General features: G+C 51.5%; 12 protein-coding genes. 8 read left to right on the top strand and 4 right to left on the bottom strand.

Annotated elements, in window-relative coordinates:
• Positions 1–73 precede the first annotated feature (73 nt).
• The 3 genes from LKK83_RS18260 (at position 74) to LKK83_RS18250 (ending at position 2,759) form a co-directional block, all read left to right on the top strand.
• A complete protein-coding gene (locus LKK83_RS18260) occupies positions 74–397 on the top strand; it encodes a YkvA family protein (RefSeq protein ID WP_324632701.1) in 324 nt (107 codons plus the stop codon).
• A 374-nt stretch (positions 398–771) separates the two neighbouring features.
• Positions 772–1,812 (top strand): UDP-3-O-(3-hydroxymyristoyl)glucosamine N-acyltransferase, encoded by a 1,041-nt coding sequence (gene lpxD, locus LKK83_RS18255; protein WP_324632700.1) that lies wholly within the window; start codon positions 772–774, stop codon positions 1,810–1,812.
• A 530-nt stretch (positions 1,813–2,342) separates the two neighbouring features.
• Entirely contained in the window at positions 2,343–2,759 is a 417-nt protein-coding gene (locus tag LKK83_RS18250) for an AbrB family transcriptional regulator (RefSeq protein WP_324632699.1), read from the top strand.
• Between the two features lie 366 nt (positions 2,760–3,125).
• On the opposite strand, the gene LKK83_RS18245 is transcribed toward LKK83_RS18250, so the two are convergent.
• Positions 3,126–4,751: an MlaD family protein gene (locus tag LKK83_RS18245; RefSeq protein WP_324632698.1), complete on the bottom strand. Its 1,626-nt coding sequence runs from the start codon at positions 4,749–4,751 to the stop codon at positions 3,126–3,128.
• Positions 4,752–4,864: 113 nt separating this feature from the next.
• Positions 4,865–5,647, bottom strand: a complete 783-nt coding sequence (locus LKK83_RS18240) for an ABC transporter ATP-binding protein (protein ID WP_324632697.1) — start codon at positions 5,645–5,647, stop codon at positions 4,865–4,867.
• Positions 5,648–6,185: 538 nt separating this feature from the next.
• Here LKK83_RS18240 and LKK83_RS18235 point away from each other — a divergent pair.
• The gene (locus tag LKK83_RS18235; RefSeq protein ID WP_324632696.1) at positions 6,186–7,595 is read left to right on the top strand and encodes a gluconeogenesis factor YvcK family protein; all 1,410 of its coding nucleotides are present in this window, start codon (positions 6,186–6,188) and stop codon (positions 7,593–7,595) included.
• 33 nt (positions 7,596–7,628) lie between these two features.
• Positions 7,629–8,093, top strand: coding sequence for a tRNA (adenosine(37)-N6)-threonylcarbamoyltransferase complex ATPase subunit type 1 TsaE (gene tsaE / locus LKK83_RS18230; RefSeq protein WP_324632695.1), 465 nt, complete (start codon positions 7,629–7,631; stop codon positions 8,091–8,093).
• Between the two features lie 129 nt (positions 8,094–8,222).
• On the opposite strand, the gene LKK83_RS18225 is transcribed toward tsaE, so the two are convergent.
• Positions 8,223–9,557: a dihydroorotase gene (locus LKK83_RS18225; RefSeq protein ID WP_324632694.1), complete on the bottom strand. Its 1,335-nt coding sequence runs from the start codon at positions 9,555–9,557 to the stop codon at positions 8,223–8,225.
• A gap of 321 nt (positions 9,558–9,878) precedes the next feature.
• On the opposite strand from LKK83_RS18225, the gene lepB reads away from it, so the two are divergent.
• The 3 genes from lepB (at position 9,879) to LKK83_RS18210 (ending at position 15,696) form a co-directional block, all read left to right on the top strand.
• Positions 9,879–10,520, top strand: coding sequence for a signal peptidase I (lepB, locus tag LKK83_RS18220; protein WP_324632693.1), 642 nt, complete (start codon positions 9,879–9,881; stop codon positions 10,518–10,520).
• Positions 10,521–10,793: 273 nt separating this feature from the next.
• Positions 10,794–12,203, top strand: a complete 1,410-nt coding sequence (locus tag LKK83_RS18215; RefSeq protein WP_324632692.1) for a sensor histidine kinase — start codon at positions 10,794–10,796, stop codon at positions 12,201–12,203.
• A gap of 355 nt (positions 12,204–12,558) precedes the next feature.
• Complete coding sequence (locus tag LKK83_RS18210) at positions 12,559–15,696, top strand: PAS domain S-box protein (protein ID WP_324632691.1); 3,138 nt, start codon at positions 12,559–12,561, stop codon at positions 15,694–15,696.
• A gap of 71 nt (positions 15,697–15,767) precedes the next feature.
• On the opposite strand, the gene rimM is transcribed toward LKK83_RS18210, so the two are convergent.
• Positions 15,768–16,391 carry a ribosome maturation factor RimM gene (rimM, locus tag LKK83_RS18205; protein ID WP_324632690.1) on the bottom strand — a complete coding sequence of 208 codons (624 nt, stop codon included), beginning with the start codon at positions 16,389–16,391 and terminating at the stop codon, positions 15,768–15,770.
• Positions 16,392–16,462: the final 71 nt, after the last annotated feature.

The following is a 16,462-nucleotide window of genomic DNA, read 5'->3' as shown; positions in this document are numbered from 1 at the left end:
CTAAAGCCGCACGTTCGTTTTTCCTCCCCCGGCTAAAGCACGGGGGTTTCCAAACGTATCGGAGGTTATCATCATGAGCTACTCAATTCAATCAATGTACAATTGGTATCGGAATACGCTTCGCAATCCGAAATATCGCTGGTGGATTATTTTAGGGACAATTGCCTATTTGTTCATGCCATTTGATATTGCGCCAGACTTCTTACCGATTATCGGTCAAGTGGATGATGTGGCATTGGTGACGCTATTGGTAGCAGAGTTGTCTCAGATGATGGTGGGGTATTTCAAGACGCGCCAGGGAGAAACCGTGGAGGAAGCGGCGAGTCCCGTCACCGAGGGTAGTAGCGAGAAGAATGCCACAGTGGATGTGCAAGCAACCTCGGTGAATCAATCGTAGAATTATCGCGAATCTGGTATTGATTTGGGCGTCGCCCGCGTTGGCGGGCGAAAGTCTGTGAAGGCGCGACTGGTAGGATTGCTAGGTCGCGACTTTCTTTTTATGGAGTTTTGCGATCGCCGAAACAGTGGTAGGGTAAAGAACACAGATCGCGGCGATCGCGGGAAAAATTCCGGGCGCGATCGCCCGGGTTGGGAGAAAAAAGTAACCTTGGCGGAGTCTGCAGAAAGCAGACTTTGTTTTTTTGTCTGTTTCAGGACTGACGCAACCCACCGATGGGTAGGTCCTAGGCAATCTATCTCCAACGGAGTGAACGGGCCATTGCGTCAGTTATAAGGGTGATGATTGAGGGAAGTGTTGAGAGTACAGCACCGATGAAATTTAGCGTACTGATAGAAAAACTGGGCGAGGGGGAGATTGGCGGCGAGTTAGCCCCGGATTTAGAGATTAGGGGGGTAGCGGGGATAGATGAAGCGACCCCAGGAACCGTCAGTTATATCGAGGGAAAGAAATTTGCCGATCGCCTAGAGACAACCCAGGCGAGTGCGTTAATTTTGCCAAACGACGAAAGCATCATTGCGCGGGCGAAGGAAAGGGGAATTGCCTGGATTGCCAGCGAGGAACCGAGATTGTTATTTGCCCAGGCGATCGCGATATTTTATCAACCCTTTCGATTATCGCCACAGATTCATCCGAGTGCGATCGTGCATCCCGAGGCAGAGATTGGGGAAAATGTGGCGATCGGCGCTCATGTGGCGATCGAAGCGGGGGTAAAAATTGGCAATCGGGTCTGCATTCATCCGAATGTAGTGATTTACCCCGAGGTAGAGATTGGCGAAAATAGCGTCTTGCACGGTAACTGCACGATACAAGAGCGCACCCGCATCGGAGCCAACTGCGTGATTCACAGTGGCGTCGTCATTGGCGGCGAAGGGTTTGGGTTTGTGCCATCAGCCACGGGGTGGGTGAAGATGGAGCAATCCGGCTATGTGGTATTGGAAGATGGGGTAGAGATTGGCGGAAATAGCACCATTGACCGACCTGCGGTAGGAGAAACCCGGATTGGGGAGAATACGAAAATTGACAATTTAGTGCAAGTGGGGCATGGGTGTAAAATTGGCAAAAACTGTGCCTTAGCGGCGCAGGTGGCATTGGCGGGGGGAGTGATATTAGGGGATAACGTGATTTTGGCCGGTCAAGTAGGGGTTGCCAATCAAGTGAAGATTGGATCCGGCGCGATCGCCTCAGCAAAATCCGGAATTCATAGGGATGTTGCCCCAGGAGCCATTGTCTCCGGATATCCGGCGATTCCGAATAAACTGTGGTTGAAAACCGTGGCAATTTACAATCGCCTTCCGGAAATTTATCGATCGCTCAAGCAATTGCAAGCCTTGTTCTCCAAAACCCCCGACTAATTTTGCCGCCGCGCGATCGCACTGGTTCCCCGGTGCATGCGATCGGGCGGCGGCCTTTTTTACCCTTGATTGATTGCAATCAATCTACAAATTTCGAGAAAACGGCGTTTTTCTTACTGTTGGGAAGTTGCCCGATACCCGTTCCGAGGTATAGTATGAGATGCTGCCATATTTTACCCACTGAACCGGGTAAATTTACCCGAAAAACCCATTCAATCAAAGGATGGCCGCAGACAAACCGCATCCCACCGGACACCCGTTTGAGAGGGAAGCAAGAGTGAAAGCGGTGCCATTTTGCCCGCTATTGCGGAGGGGAAAGCATGCCCTTTCGGCCAAGATTTCCCCTAAAAAAACCCGCGAATCGCACCCCAGAAGTGCTTTGGGGGGAATTAACAAGCATGGACAGACCGTTTAAATTTTAGAAAAGACTTGTCAAAACCCAGTGGTTTAAGGATATATTTTTATTAAGCCGAAAATAGACTTGAGGCTAAAATAACCAGCTTAGAGATAGAAGGATAATCGGTAAAGCGATGAGTGAAATTGCCACAGCCCCCCTTACAGGAAAAGCACTGCTTCAAAAAGTAAAAGAACTCTCACACTTACCTCGGAGAGAAACAGCGAAGCAATGTGGATACTACACCGAAACAAAAAACAACCAGATTCGGGTAAACCTGACCGGTTTTTATAATGCCCTACTGGCAGCTCGCGGAGTTCCCTTGAGTCCAGATGGGAAAAAAGACGGTCGAGGGCGCGAAGCCACCTATCGGGTGAGCGTCCACAAAAACGGACAAATTGTCATTGGTTCAACTTACACTCAGGAAATGGGATTAAAGCCCGGGGATGAGTTTGAAATTAAACTGGGCTACAAACACATTCATCTGATCCAGGTGGGTAGTGAAGCTGAATCCCAAAACGGAGCTAGCGAGGAAGAGGACGAAGAGTTTTAAAAGCAAGAAGACATGGAAGAATAATCTTCCGGCGAGATTCCCCGGTGCGATCGCGCAGTGGGGCGCTCACCAGCTACCCACCGACGGGAGTAGGTCACCAGTCACATCCAGGGAGGAACGCCCGATCGCGCGGCTAACTCCCTCGGCGAGCGCAACTTGGGGGTAACAAAACAGCAGAGGGGGGGAAATCCAAAAACCTCCCGAATGCGCGACTCCCGAGGCAAGTTCGTGGCGATCGCTCAGCCAATTAAGACTCGAGAATTGAGAATTAACAAAATTGTGAATTGTTAATTCTCAATTTTTTATGTTCGATGTCACACCTAGAGCGTGCAGTGGCGACGAGATGCCCTCCGAGTGGGTGGGGTATTATCTCGCTTCTGAGTTAGGCGAATCGAAAGAAGGCTCCTCGCGCCCCTGGGTCCGGACCGGCACATCAGACACTTGATTGACCGCATCGGTGAGCGGATCGAGAGCGATCGCCATCTGAGTTTGTCGTTCTAGTTCTTCCGTAGAAGAAAGCAACTCGCCGAGAATTTCAATAATCAATTCAATGGTTTCGCGCAGAGCCGGATCTCCGGTAAACTGCTCCAAATCCGAGGTAATTTTTTGGGCATTTTGGAACGTAGCGCGGGCCGAATCCAAGGTTTGTTGCAGCAAGACTAAATTCGTCGGCGTCGTTACCTCGGTAGTAAATTGAGCCAAATTTTCCGACGCGATCGCCGCATTCTGGGCCAGTTGCGAGGCATTCACCGACAGGGTTTCGAGATTGTCGAACAAGGCGGAATTTTCAATTTGATTGAGTTCTTGCTCAACTTGAGAGATTAACGGCGAAATGCTTTCAGCACTAAAGCGCAACTGTTCGCTGGTTTGGTTGATATTCTCCAGAGTGGTCACCAAACTGTCGCGATTGGTATCCACCAGAGCGCTGACATCAGACACCAGAGTTCGCACATTTTGGGCGGTGAGGTTGAGTTCGTTGGCGGTATCGCTGAACCCCTCCACCGTACCGCCGAGGCGATCCACCGTACCGGCCACTTGAGTCGCCGCGCTTCCGAGTTCGTCAGCGATCGCGCCATAGTCCCCAGCGGTTTGGCCGATTTGATTCGCCGTGGCCGAGATTTCATTGGCCGTAGCGGAGAAATCCTGGGCGATCGCGCCATATTCATTCGCCACCATTCCCACTTGATTCGCCGTAGCCGAGATTTGATTCGCCGTAGCCCGGATATCCCCTGCGATCGTGCCAAATTGATTCGTCGTCGCCCCCACTTCCCGGGCGATCGCGCCAAATTGATTTGCCGTCGCCCCAATTTGACCCGCCGCATTCTGCAACGCACTCGCCGATTCCACCGCCGCATTCGAGAAAATCCCCAATTCCCTTTCCACCGATTGGGTCAACTGATTGATTTCGCGCGTCAGTTGCGTAATCTCCGCACTGGCGACGGTGGTATTTTTCACCAAAGCATTCAAATTATTAAAAAAAGTCGGATCCGAAAACAAATTCGTAAACCGAATCGAACCGCGAATCAACTCGTCAAAATTCACCCCAATCCGACCTTGCAGGCGCTCGCGATTGCAAATCACCACATCCGTATTGCAATTGCGCGCCAAAGGATCGGCAGCATTGATCGCCTGGGGGGGTAACGGTTGCAGGGGAGTAATATCGATGGAAGTTTCCCCAATTAACCCCCCTTGATTCGCTTCAATCAATACCTGATTCGGAATCACCAAATCCGCCGGGGAGATAACGATTTCCACATCTACCCCATTCGTCCCCGGGGTAATGGTGGTAATCCGACCCACCTTGACCCCCCGATAGCGCACCGGTGCCCCGACTTGCATCCCGGCGACACTGGGAAACTCCGCTACGATTTTGTAGCTGTCTTTCCCCAGTCCCACACCTCTGAGCCATAAAACCGTAGCTCCAAATAGCCCCAGACCCACCAAAATCAACAACCCCACTGAGCCTTCTCTAAACCTGCGCGACGATGGCATAATGCTTCAACCCTCCGAATTCCTTTCTCCTGTCTCGCCTCTGTTGTTAGTGCCCCGAGTGGGGACCGATCGCGTTTCCATTCCCCCCTCACCGCGCGATCGCAACCGATCGCTTACCCCACCACCTGGATCGGTCCTGTGACTGCACCACTAAAAAACTGTCGAACCATTGGATGTTCCGTGCGATCGATTTGCTCAACCTTGCCTTCCCACTGCACCTTCCCGTCATATAAAAAAATGATGCGATCGGAGGTACGGCGGATGGTGCTGTCTTGGTGAGTCACCATTACGTAGGTGCTACAGCCTCCTTTCGCCGCTTGCAAGTCGCGGATTAAATCTTCAATCACCGTAGAGGCGATCGGATCTAACCCTGCCGTGGGTTCATCATAAAGCAAGACTTCCGGCGTGGCTTTCGGATCCTCTGGATTGGCCATAATCGCCCGGGCAAAACTGACCCGCTTGCGCATTCCCCCTGACAGCTCGGCGGGGAATTTGTTGCCAATTCCGGGCAATCCCACCATTTCCAGCTTCTCGTTGACTAACTGTCGAATCCGTTTGCGCGGCAGTTTCGAGTGTTGGTACAAAAAAAAGCCGATATTTTCCTCCACGTTTAACGAGTCAAACAAGGCGGCATTCTGAAACACCATCCCAATTCCCAAAGGGTCGGCTAAATCGTCCATCCAGCGTTCCCGGCGCTGCCCTTCTACGTAAACTTCCCCCGCATCTGGGGTTAGCAACCCGGCAATAATCCGCAGAATCGTCGATTTTCCGGTTCCCGACGGCCCGATAATCGACACAGCCTCGTTATGGTAGATGCTTAAATCCACACCATCCAAAATTGTCTTTCCCCCAAAGGATTTGCAAATTCCCTGGAGTTCGATTAACGGCTCGGTCATATAATCTGGTTTTCAGACTCCTGAGTGGACGCTCATGCTCTAGTATAGAGGGCTACCTCGGCGTTGGATCCGCTCCATTCCAGCCGACGCCTGCAGCGATCGCGCGGTTTTATTTCCCGGCACCCCCCCGCTCAACTCTCCCGGCGATATTGCTCCGGATGACTTGAGTCTGGGTCGATCCTACTCTATCCTACGCCTAGGTTGCCAGGGATGAAGATTCTCTCCGCGCTTGGGGAAATCTCTTCTTATCTCGTGAATCCATTCCCAACCGCTGGGGGAAGCTTCTCCTTGCTCCCGATGTCCGAAGCCCTTTATTGTACACTCCCTGACCACCCGCACACTTTCAAACTCCATCATGCCGTTACCCGATATCGTGGTAAGCAAATTCTCCTAAAATTCTCACCGATGGAGCGTGGCCAGGAATACCCTCGCGTCGTTCCATTTCCCTCGGAACCCCCTGTAGCGGATTAGAATCAACACCGACAACCTGTCCCGAATAGGTGTTAAGCATTTTATCCCCCAATACACAAGCTCAGCCATGACAATTGGTTTACTCAAACAAGCTTTAGATGTTCTCAAGCCGATTTCGCGCTCTAGCCGCGCGAGTCGCTTCAATCAGTGGTTTAAATGGCTCTCGCCTGGCTTATTCGTCAAGCGCTGGCTGCTCATCAGTGCCTGTGGCGTACTGCTGACGCTGCTCGGTTTGGCGATTTGGATCAAGCTGACGCCCATTTTTTTCGTGCTTCAGTTTATCGAGAAGGCGCTGGCTAAAATTACCACGATTATGCCGAACTATATCAGCGGGCCTCTGGTTCTGCTGGTGGGCATTTTCTTCATTCTCTGGGGCCAAACCCGCACGGTTGGCTCGATTACCCAGGTCCTGCGACCGGGTGCGGAGGAAAAGTTAATCGATGTGCTGCTCCATCACCGCAAGTTGAATCGCGGTCCGAAAATTGTGGCGATCGGTGGCGGAACGGGTCTTTCTACCCTGCTGCGCGGTCTGAAACCTTATAGCGCCAATATTACGGCGATTGTCACGGTGGCTGATGATGGCGGGTCTTCGGGGCGACTGCGCCGGGAAAATGGGGTGTTACCTCCGGGGGATATTCGCAACTGTTTGGCGGCGTTGGCGGATGAGGAAAAATTATTAACGGAGTTGTTCCAATATCGGTTTAAGGCGGGCAATGGCCTGAAGGGCCACAGTTTTGGCAATCTGTTTCTGACGGCAATGAGCGATATTAGTGGGGATTTGGAACAGGCGATCGCGGCAAGTTCTAAGGTCCTGGCGGTACGCGGTCAGGTTTTGCCTTCGACTCTGTGCGATGTCAATCTCTGGGCGCAGTTGGCGGATGGTCGCCGCATCCACGGGGAGTCGAGCATTACTGAGGCGAAGGGCAAAATTGTCAAAATCGGTTGCACGCCGGCTTCGCCACCCCCCCTACCTAAGGCGATTCAGGCGATTAAAGAGGCGGATTTCGTGATTTTAGGTCCGGGCAGTCTCTATACCAGCGTGATTCCCAATCTGTTGGTGCCGGAAATTAGGCGGGCGATCGCTCAAAGTCCCGTACCGAAAATCTATGTCTGCAATATTATGACCCAACCGGGGGAAACTGATGGCTATACGGTGGCTGACCATATCCGCGCTATCGATCGCGCCTGCGGCGATCGTCTGTTCGATGCGGTCCTGGTCCAACGTCAGGTTCCTTCGGCTCAAGCCCTGATCCGCTACGCTCAAGATAACTCTCATCCGGTCTTTGTCGATCGCGAGGCGACTCAAAATTTGGGCCGCGAGGTGGTCTTTGCCAATATCATGCATGAAGACGAACACACCGGGTACTTGCGCCATGATTGCTACCAATTGGCTCGCGTTCTCCTGCGCTGGTACGCTCGCGTTCAGCTTAAAAATAATCAAAATGTCCGCCGCGCTCTCAAGCGCCGTCACAATTAATTTGGTCTCGATTCCCCTTTTTCCTATTTGCTGATGACTGGATTTACCCTTTCTCTCCCCAATGCTGCAGCAACGCGATCGCTCGGCGTTCGTTTGGGTCAACTTTGCTCCCCGGGTAGCATTCTGTTGCTCTCAGGAGATTTGGGTGCGGGGAAAACTACCCTGGTTCAAGGCTTGGGTGAAGGGTTGGCTATCCCCGAGGCGATCGTCAGTCCCACGTTTACTCTGATTGTGGAATACCACGAGGGCCGCATCCCCCTCTATCACCTGGACCTCTATCGCTTGCAGCCCCATGAAGTGCCGGGGTTGAATCCAGAACTGTTCTGGGAAGGAATGGAAGTGGAACCGGGTATTGTGGCTATTGAATGGGCGCAACGCCTCCCTTACCACCCCGATTCCTATTTGCAAGTCTCTCTGACTCATCGTCAGGAGCATCGCGAAGCTCATCTCGTCCCCGTGGGGGAATTCGAGTTGGATGCGATCGCCCTGCATCCCTAAGCTTCTGGCTCAATTACCACACTTTTTCTACTTTGTCAATACTTTCTCTGGGAAAAAATATTGCGGATTGCCAACTGTAGGCGATCGGGGCACAGAGTAACCTGGACAATTGAGCGGTAATTTGTCCGTCTACGGCTTATCGAAGGTCAAGGCTTTACCGCGCACCTCCGTATGGAGCCTGCCGCGTTCGTAGGCCACTTGACCGCCTACAATTGTAACCACAGGCCATCCGGTTAGCGTCCAACCCTCGAAAGGACTCCAGCCGCATTTGGTTTGCAACTCTTCGCGCCGCACCGGGCGGGATTCATTCAAATCCACCAGGATCAAATCCGCATCATACCCGGGGACAATCAGCCCTTTGTCGGGAATTTTATAAGCCTTCGCCACCGCAGTAGACATCCAATTGACCACCTGGGCTACGGTACAGCGTCCCTGCATGGCTTGAGTCAGCATCAGGGGGAGGGAGGTTTCCACTCCGGGCATGCCCGAGGGGGTGTTGGGATAGCTGCGCCCTTTTTCTTCTAAGGTATGGGGGGCGTGGTCCGTGGCGATAAAATCGATAACCCCATCGAGAAGCGCTTTCCACAGAATTTCGTTATCCCGAGGCGATCGCAGGGGCGGGTTCATCTGCGCTTTGGTGCCGATTGTCTCATAGGCACTGGTATTAAGCAGCAGATGTTGCGGCGTCACCTCCGCCGTCACCCAACTGGGTTTACTCTGGCGCAACAGTTCCGCCTCATCCCCAGTAGACAGATGCAGAATATGCAGGCGACGCTGATATTTACGAGACAGCTTCAAAGCAAGCTGAGTGGCCAATAGCGCCACTTGGTTATCTTGAATTTGGGAATGTACCGCCGGATCCGTCTGACCGGCAAACTGCTCGCGACGCTGTTGGATCCGGGATTGGTCTTCTGCGTGAACGGCAATCAGGCGATCGCCTTGGGCAAAAATGCGATCGAGAAACTCTTCCTCGCTGACCAGCAAATCCCCTTTCATCGACCCCATAAAAATTTTAATGCCCGGGGTGGGGTTGGCACTCAACAAATCTGGCAAAACCTCTGCCGTTGCGCCAATAAAAAAGCCATAATTAACCAAACACTTCTGCGCGGCCCGTTGCAGCTTATCGTCAAGCGCCGCTTGAGTGGTGGTCAGGGGTCGCGTATTGGGCATTTCCAAGAAAGACGTCACCCCCCCCTTAGCACAGGCGCAGGAGGCGGTAAATAAATCTTCTTTGTATTCCAGTCCCGGTTCGCGAAAATGAACCTGCGGGTCGATGACTCCCGGCAACAAGGTCAACCCCGTTGCGTCGATAACGGCGATGTCTGCGTCTGTAGCCCCTGCAGAGATGTCCGGGGAGATTTCCCGGATTTTGCCCCCTTGCACCAGTACATCGCCGGAGATAAATTCGCCCTCCGGTTGCAGGATTCGAGCCTGTCGGATTAGTAGCGTATCGCGTTTACTCATAGCACCTCGTTGTGGATTGAAAAATTGCTCGGTCCGAATATAAAATATCGCCTCGGGCAATTTTTAAGCGGTGAGGGTGGGGCAAAAGTTGCCAAAACCCTCGCTGACATTTTAAAATAGAAAGATAAACACAATTGATTTGGGCACAAAAAATTGAGAGCAGGAGGAAGTCACGTTGGGAAGGCACAGGCTGACACCAACCGCAAGCAAGAGTAAAATAAAACCACAGGATCGAATACCCTTCGTGGGGGAAATAATTTCCTTCTCAAGCAAAGATTTTGTGAAAAATTAAGTGACCCTTTCGCAACAGAATTTATATCCATGAGTCGCGCACAGGAACCCTTGTCAGATTCCAATTCCCGCTTAACGGATGGAGAACGTCAGCAGCAGCGTCAAGAAAATCCCTGGGTTGAAGCACTCAAAACCATTGGGTTGAGTGCTATTTTAGCGATGGGAATTCGGCATTTCGTCGCCGAAGCGCGTTACATTCCCTCCGGATCGATGCTGCCTACCCTGCAAATCAACGATCGCCTGATCGTGGATAAGCTAATGTATCGCTTTAGCGACCCGCAACGGGGCGATATCGTGGTCTTTTCTCCCACGGATGCCTTAAAACAAAATTTTAAGGATGCTTTTATCAAGCGCACCATCGGTCTTCCCGGGGAAACCGTAGAAGTGAAAGGCGGAACGGTGTACATCAACGGGACGCCGTTGCGCGAGCAGTATCTCGACGAAAAACCAAGCTACCACTACGGTCCGGTGACGGTTCCGGAAGGGCAATATTTGGTGTTGGGAGATAACCGCAATAACAGCTATGATAGCCATTATTGGGGGTTTGTCCCTCGGGAAAATATTATCGGTCGAGCGGTGATTCGTTTCTGGCCCCTGAATCGAATCGGCGATTTGGATCCAGAACCCGTAGATCCGGGGGAACCGCAAAGGCAAATTGAAGGGTTGCAATGACCGGAAATGCTGGAGGTTCCGGTATGAAATTGAGAGGCGATCGCCTCTGGGAGCTTCCAGCAAAGCGCTTTGTTCGAGTGAATCGATAGACCGCTTTTGATTAAAATTTGTACTCCATTCACTACCTGGCGCTTATCTACCCACAGACAGATTTTTTCTATCAATTCCCACTGGGATAAATGCCGATAGAAATGGTAAGCTAGGCAAGGGACGCATCGAGTCTGTGTCTCGTGAAGTCTAAACGTCGGAACCCGCCGACAAAAATGCTCGATAGTGGCTAAGAAATCTGAGTTTCAATTATCTCCCCCCATCTTTTTCGAGGGCAGCAATCGCGATTTGCGGATAGAGTCCACCCTCGGAGAATTACCGTTATTTCAGTTTCAAGTCGAGATTAGCAAACCCTGCGATCGCATTGTCCGCATTTTTGAAAAATATCCCTTACTGCCGGGAGTAATTTTACTGGAAAACGGGGAGTTTATGGGAATGGTATCGCGGCAGCGATTGCTAGAATATCTGATTCGCCCGCGCGCGATGGAGCTATTTTTAAACGCCCCAATCCAGATGCTTTACAGTTACGCGCGCACCGAGATTTTGCTACTCCCGGACCATACCCCGATCGTGCAAGCGGCAAGGCAAGCATTGCGGCGATCGCCGGAATTATTAGGCGAACCGATTGTGGTACAAAAATCCCCCGACGACTATCAACTGCTCAACATCCACGAATTAAATATTGCCTATTGGCAAATTCGCGGCATCGAAACCCAATTGCGCTTCGAGCAAATTCAGTCTCAAATGATTCAACATGAAAAAATGGCCAGTTTGGGACGCTTAGTGGATGGTGTGGCGCACGAGATTCTCGATCCGGTAGGATTTATTTGGGGAAATTTAACCTACGTATCTGACTACGCATCGGCATTGATGGAATTAGTGGATGCCTATGAAAAACTGGTGCCGAATCCACCCGAACATATAGAAGAAATTCAACAAGAAATCGAGTTAGATTTCGTCAAACAAGACTTGCCGCAAACCCTAGATAGCATCAAAAATGGTTCCGAACGATTAAAAAAACTGGCAACCAGCTTGCAAAACTTCTGCCACATTGATGACGTTTATCCCAAACCTGCCGACCTGCATGCCTGTATTGATAGCGTCTTGTTGCTGCTCAAAAGTCGGCTGGGTAGCGAAATCGAGGTAGTAACGCACTACGGAAATTTGCCGCCGATTTTATGCTATGCCAGTCAACTGAATCAGGTGTTTATGAATATCTTGAGTCAGTGCATTGATGGGTTAATCGATCGCGCGGTGAATCAAAAGCTGGCAGGGGAATTTAGAGATGCCGGATTGCGACCCGCGCCGCCAAACTTACCGCCGAAGTCGCGCATAGAAATCGCCACGCAATTAGTTTCAAAATCGGCCATCGCTCCCGGGGCACCAGATTCGCGCTGGGTATCGATTAAAATTGCCCACAATGGTACGGCACTTTCGCCGCAAAAATACGAAGAAATTTTAACCTCTTTTTCCACCGAAAGACGGGGGGAGAAAGAAACCAGTTTGGGGGTCAGTTATTGGATCGTGACTGCCCGACATGGGGGAGAATTTTATCTGCGATCGCAAACCACCCATCCCGAGGAATTGCCCCCAGATATCGGCACTGAATTCGAGATGTTGCTTCCCCTCACCTAAATCGGTGGTTTCCCAGTGGGAACGAGTTATTGCGAAACCAAATAACCCATAATGGGTTACAAGGGGATCCTGAAACCGTACCCCAAATAGGACCCGCGCCCCAAATATTAAATTTTGTTGAATTTCATCACAAAAAAATAATTGTTGTGTTAATGCATGAAATTAACGCTGCAAATATTTTATTTAACAAGGGTTTCAGCTAATTAATTCCGGGAATTTTATAATAAAAAAAGACCCGAGTTGAGCGGAACTCCCAGCAAAACCGACGGTTAAGCGAGACTCGAACCTGGGTGAAATGTAAAGATTAATAAAGACTCTGAGTTAAAGTCAGCGAATCAGGGGGGGGAAATCAAAAATGTCAATGGATCCAACATCGGGAGAAAGAAGCGCCGGCATCATGGCGAGGCAATGGGAAGCAACGGTGCATTCGCCAGATGCGATTGCTAGGGAGAAAGCAACATCGGCGCAAATGCAGGACAATAAAAGCGAAGCCAATGTTGACCTAGGAAAGGGGAATATGGGCGATCGCGCATTTCTAGCAGGCAAGATCGAAAAAGAAATGGAAAGACGACCAGAGAACTGGCTGAAGCTGTTAATGGAGGCAGTTTCAGAATTTGTGATTCTCAAAGACAAACAAGGGCGGTGGGTTCAGGCGAGCGATCGCGCATTGGAACTGTTCCATCTATCGGCGTGCGACTATTGCGGCAAAACGAATCAACAGCTAGCCCAAGACAATCCCCTATATCGAGAACCCTTATTAGCGGATGCGGCATCCGATGAAACCACCCGCTGGGCGAGAACCACCACCCACCTGTGTCTAGAACTTGTGAATTCACAGGGGGGTCAAACCGCACTAGAGATGAAAAAATTGCCCTTATTGGACGCCGAGGGTTCCCTAGAAGGAATAGCAGTGGTGGGACGAGAGAGCGCATTTCGGGTAGAGAAAGAGCAACCCCCCTCAGAAACCGAGACGCGAGCCAGCATTTTATTAAACAGCGCCCCCTTGATGCTGTGGACCGCCAATGCGAAAGGACAGATCGACTTTTTCAATCAAAACTGGTTAGAATTTACCGGAAAAACCCCAGAGGAAGCACTGAATGGGGGGTGGGTAGAAAGTCTGCATCCCGAAGATAGAGCGCAATGTTTGCACAGCTTGCGCGTCGCCCTAGAATCCAAACAGAAGTACGAACAAGAATATCGCTTGCGAAACGCACAGGGAGACTATCGCTGGATCTTAGACGTGGGGGTGCCGCGCTACGGAAGCGAGGGGGAATTTCTGGGATATGCCGGATCCTGCGTAGACATCACCCATCGCAAAGAAATCGAATCAGCTTGTCGGGCCAGTGAAGCGAAAAACCGGGCATTATTAAATGCAATTCCGGATTTAATGCTGCGCCTGCGCGAGGATGGGATGATTTTAGAATTTAAAGAAGCGCCGGAAAACGCCATGCCGATCGTGCCTGTGGCGGTGGGACGGTGGTTGCATGAGGTGTGGCCGGTGGAGATTGCGGCGCGGGCGATGGAGTACGTGCGTGCTGCCCTGGAGACCAGGGAGATACAGACCTGGGAATATCAGTTAGAAATCGAGGGAAAGTGGCGCGATCGCGAAGCGCGGATCGTAGCTTGTGCCGAGAATGAGGTGGTAGTGATTTTGCGAGATATCACCGATCGCAAACAAGGGGAAGAGGCGCTGCTGCGGGTGACGCAGGCGGTGGATAGCGCCTCCGACGCGATCGCGATCGCCGATGCGAAAGGTCAGCATATTTACCAAAACCAAGCCTTTTCCGAGTTATTTGAATATCCCACCGTGGAGGCGTTGAATGCGGCGGGGGGTTTGGGAGCGCTCTACGTGGATCCGCAGGTAGGGGAGCGGATTTTCGAGCGGGTGGCGCATGGGCACTCCTGGATCTCAACCGTGACTCAGCGAACTCGCAGGGGTGAAATTCTGGAAGTTTTCCTGCGGGCGGATGCGATAAAAGATGCCACGGGCAAAATTATCGGCACGATCGCGATTAGCACCGCCAGTCCGGCGCGGGTCCAAGTAGAAGCGGCACTGCAACAATCGAAACAAAAACTCTCCTTGCACCTGCAGCAGACGCCGTTAGCGGTGGTGGAATGCAATCTGGCGGGGGAAATTGTGGAATGGAATCCTGCCGCCGAAGCGATGTTTGGCTATCGCAAAAGCGAAATTCTCGGGCGATCGCGCAGTGTGCTGTTTCCCGAGAATGCCTCGGAGGATGGAGAAATTCACTGGACCGAGTTACTCAGTCAAGATGGTGGCGCTTGCTCGATTTGCGAGAATCTCACCAAAGCGGGGAACCGGATTGTTTGCGAGTGGTACAATACGCCGTTGGTGGATCGGGAGGGTCTGGCGATCGCGGTGGCCTCTCTGGCTCAGGATATCACCGAACGAGTCAGAGCTGAGGAGGCACTGCGCCTGCAAAGTCAGCAACAGCGATTGGTGAATGCCACTCAAGCGCGAATCCGTCAATCTCTCAATCTCGATGAGATTCTCAATACAGCGGTTTCTGAGGTAAGACAGTTAATCGATTGCGATCGCGTGGTAATTTATCGCATTTGGCCCGATGGCACCGGCAGTGTGGTCACCGAGTCTGTGGTCCCGGGATGGCCCACCATGCTGGGACAAAGCTTTGGCGAGGAAATTTTTCCCGCGAGTTGTTACCAGCGCTACTGTGAAGGACAGGTGCGGGCGATCGCCGATCTGCAGGGGGAAAATTCTCCCCAGTGTTTGATCGAGTTTCTCCAACCCTATGGGGTGAAGGCAAAAACTATTGCGCCGTTGCTGCACGAGGATCGCTTATGGGGACTGCTGGTGGCGCATCAGTGCCGAGGAACCCGCCAGTGGCAACCGTTTGACATTGAGGTTTTCGATCGCTTGTCTACCCAATTGGCGATCGCGATCCAACAATCCACTCTGTTTAAACAGTTAGAAGCGGCGAACGAAGAGTTACAGCGTTTGGCGTCCTTAGATGGCCTCACTCATGTGGCAAATCGTCGCTGTTTTGATACGTATCTCGAACGCGAATGGCGACGGATGATTCGCGAACAATCGGTTCTGGCACTGATTTTATGCGATTTGGATTATTTTAAACTTTATAACGATACCTACGGTCATCAAGCGGGAGATACTTGTTTGAAAAACGTGGCGGAGACGATCGCAAATACGGTGAAACGACCGGCAGATTTAGTGGCCCGTTATGGCGGCGAAGAATTTGCAGTGATTTTACCCAATACTCCCGCCGAAGGGGCGATGCAAGTGGCTCAGGAAATTCGCAACAACGTTAAAGCGTTGCAGATTCCTCATTCTGCTTCTCCTCTGGATTGCGTTTCTCTCAGTCTGGGGGTGGCGGCGACGCTCCCGCGTCCGAAACAATCGGTGAAGGATTTAATTATGAGTGCCGATCTCGCCTTGTACGAGGCGAAATCTCAAGGACGCGATCGGGCGGTTCTGAAAAAATGTCACTTTCTTTAATTCCCCCATTCTGGTCGATTTCCCTTCTCTATCCGGGCGGAATTCCCGGAAAAAAATCTCGGTAGCGGCGCTTAAGAAATGCGATTGATATCGAGCAGTCCGGGGGGTGGATTAATTTCTACTCGACCGACTTCTAAATCGACAAGGGGGACGATTTCCATCACAAATGGAATTAAAATATCTTGGGGTTTTTTGTTCTTTTGGCCGGAATTTTTCCCATTGTTGCCGCCATTGTCTGTGGGATGAGGACGCACTGCGAGTAAATCGTTTCCGGCGGGGATAAAGTCTACCACGGTGCCGATAAATTCCTTGGTATTGCTGTGGTAAACTTCCAATCCAATTAAGTCGCGCACGTGAAATTCATCCGCTTCTAGGGGCGGACGATCGCTTTCGGGCACGAGAAGCAGACTACCGCGCAATGCTTCGGCGTGGGTGCGATCGCCGATTCCCTCGATTTGCACCACATAAATTCCCTTATTTTCCAGAAATCGACCGCTGAGAAATTGAACCGGTTCTGGTTGGGAGTTGTCGGGATGCAGCAACCAGCGCTCTCCCGGTTGGAGAAAGCGATCGGGAAAGTCGGAGTACGGATAAACCCGCACCTCGCCTTTCATCCCTTGCGGTGCGACAATTTTACCAATTTCTATCCATTCGTCGGTGAGTTCTGGGGGAATGCTAGGGGATTGATGGTTCATCGAAAATTAGGGGTTGGTAAGGGGGGCGAATGGAAACCCCTGTCATTTATGTATGGGGAGGAATTCGCCCC

The sequence above is a fragment of the Phormidium sp. CCY1219 genome (assembly GCF_035615515.1).
In the GTDB taxonomy this organism is placed as follows: Bacteria; Cyanobacteriota; Cyanobacteriia; order Cyanobacteriales; family Laspinemataceae; genus CCY1219.
This window is presented reverse-complemented; position numbering and strand designations above follow the sequence as displayed.

What these genes read in the sequence shown, in the direction of transcription:
- LKK83_RS18240 (WP_324632697.1), bottom strand. Translation starts at nt 5,647, where the DNA reads ATGACCGAGCCGTTAATCGAACTCCAGGGAATTTGCAAATCCTTTGGG.
- LKK83_RS18235 (WP_324632696.1), top strand. Translation starts at nt 6,186, where the DNA reads ATGACAATTGGTTTACTCAAACAAGCTTTAGATGTTCTCAAGCCGATT.
- LKK83_RS18260 (WP_324632701.1), top strand. Translation starts at nt 74, where the DNA reads ATGAGCTACTCAATTCAATCAATGTACAATTGGTATCGGAATACGCTT.
- LKK83_RS18210 (WP_324632691.1), top strand. Translation starts at nt 12,559, where the DNA reads ATGTCAATGGATCCAACATCGGGAGAAAGAAGCGCCGGCATCATGGCG.
- LKK83_RS18250 (WP_324632699.1), top strand. Translation starts at nt 2,343, where the DNA reads ATGAGTGAAATTGCCACAGCCCCCCTTACAGGAAAAGCACTGCTTCAA.
- lepB (WP_324632693.1), top strand. Translation starts at nt 9,879, where the DNA reads ATGAGTCGCGCACAGGAACCCTTGTCAGATTCCAATTCCCGCTTAACG.
- tsaE (WP_324632695.1), top strand. Translation starts at nt 7,629, where the DNA reads ATGACTGGATTTACCCTTTCTCTCCCCAATGCTGCAGCAACGCGATCG.
- LKK83_RS18225 (WP_324632694.1), bottom strand. Translation starts at nt 9,557, where the DNA reads ATGAGTAAACGCGATACGCTACTAATCCGACAGGCTCGAATCCTGCAA.
- lpxD (WP_324632700.1), top strand. Translation starts at nt 772, where the DNA reads ATGAAATTTAGCGTACTGATAGAAAAACTGGGCGAGGGGGAGATTGGC.
- rimM (WP_324632690.1), bottom strand. Translation starts at nt 16,391, where the DNA reads ATGAACCATCAATCCCCTAGCATTCCCCCAGAACTCACCGACGAATGG.
- LKK83_RS18245 (WP_324632698.1), bottom strand. Translation starts at nt 4,751, where the DNA reads ATGCCATCGTCGCGCAGGTTTAGAGAAGGCTCAGTGGGGTTGTTGATT.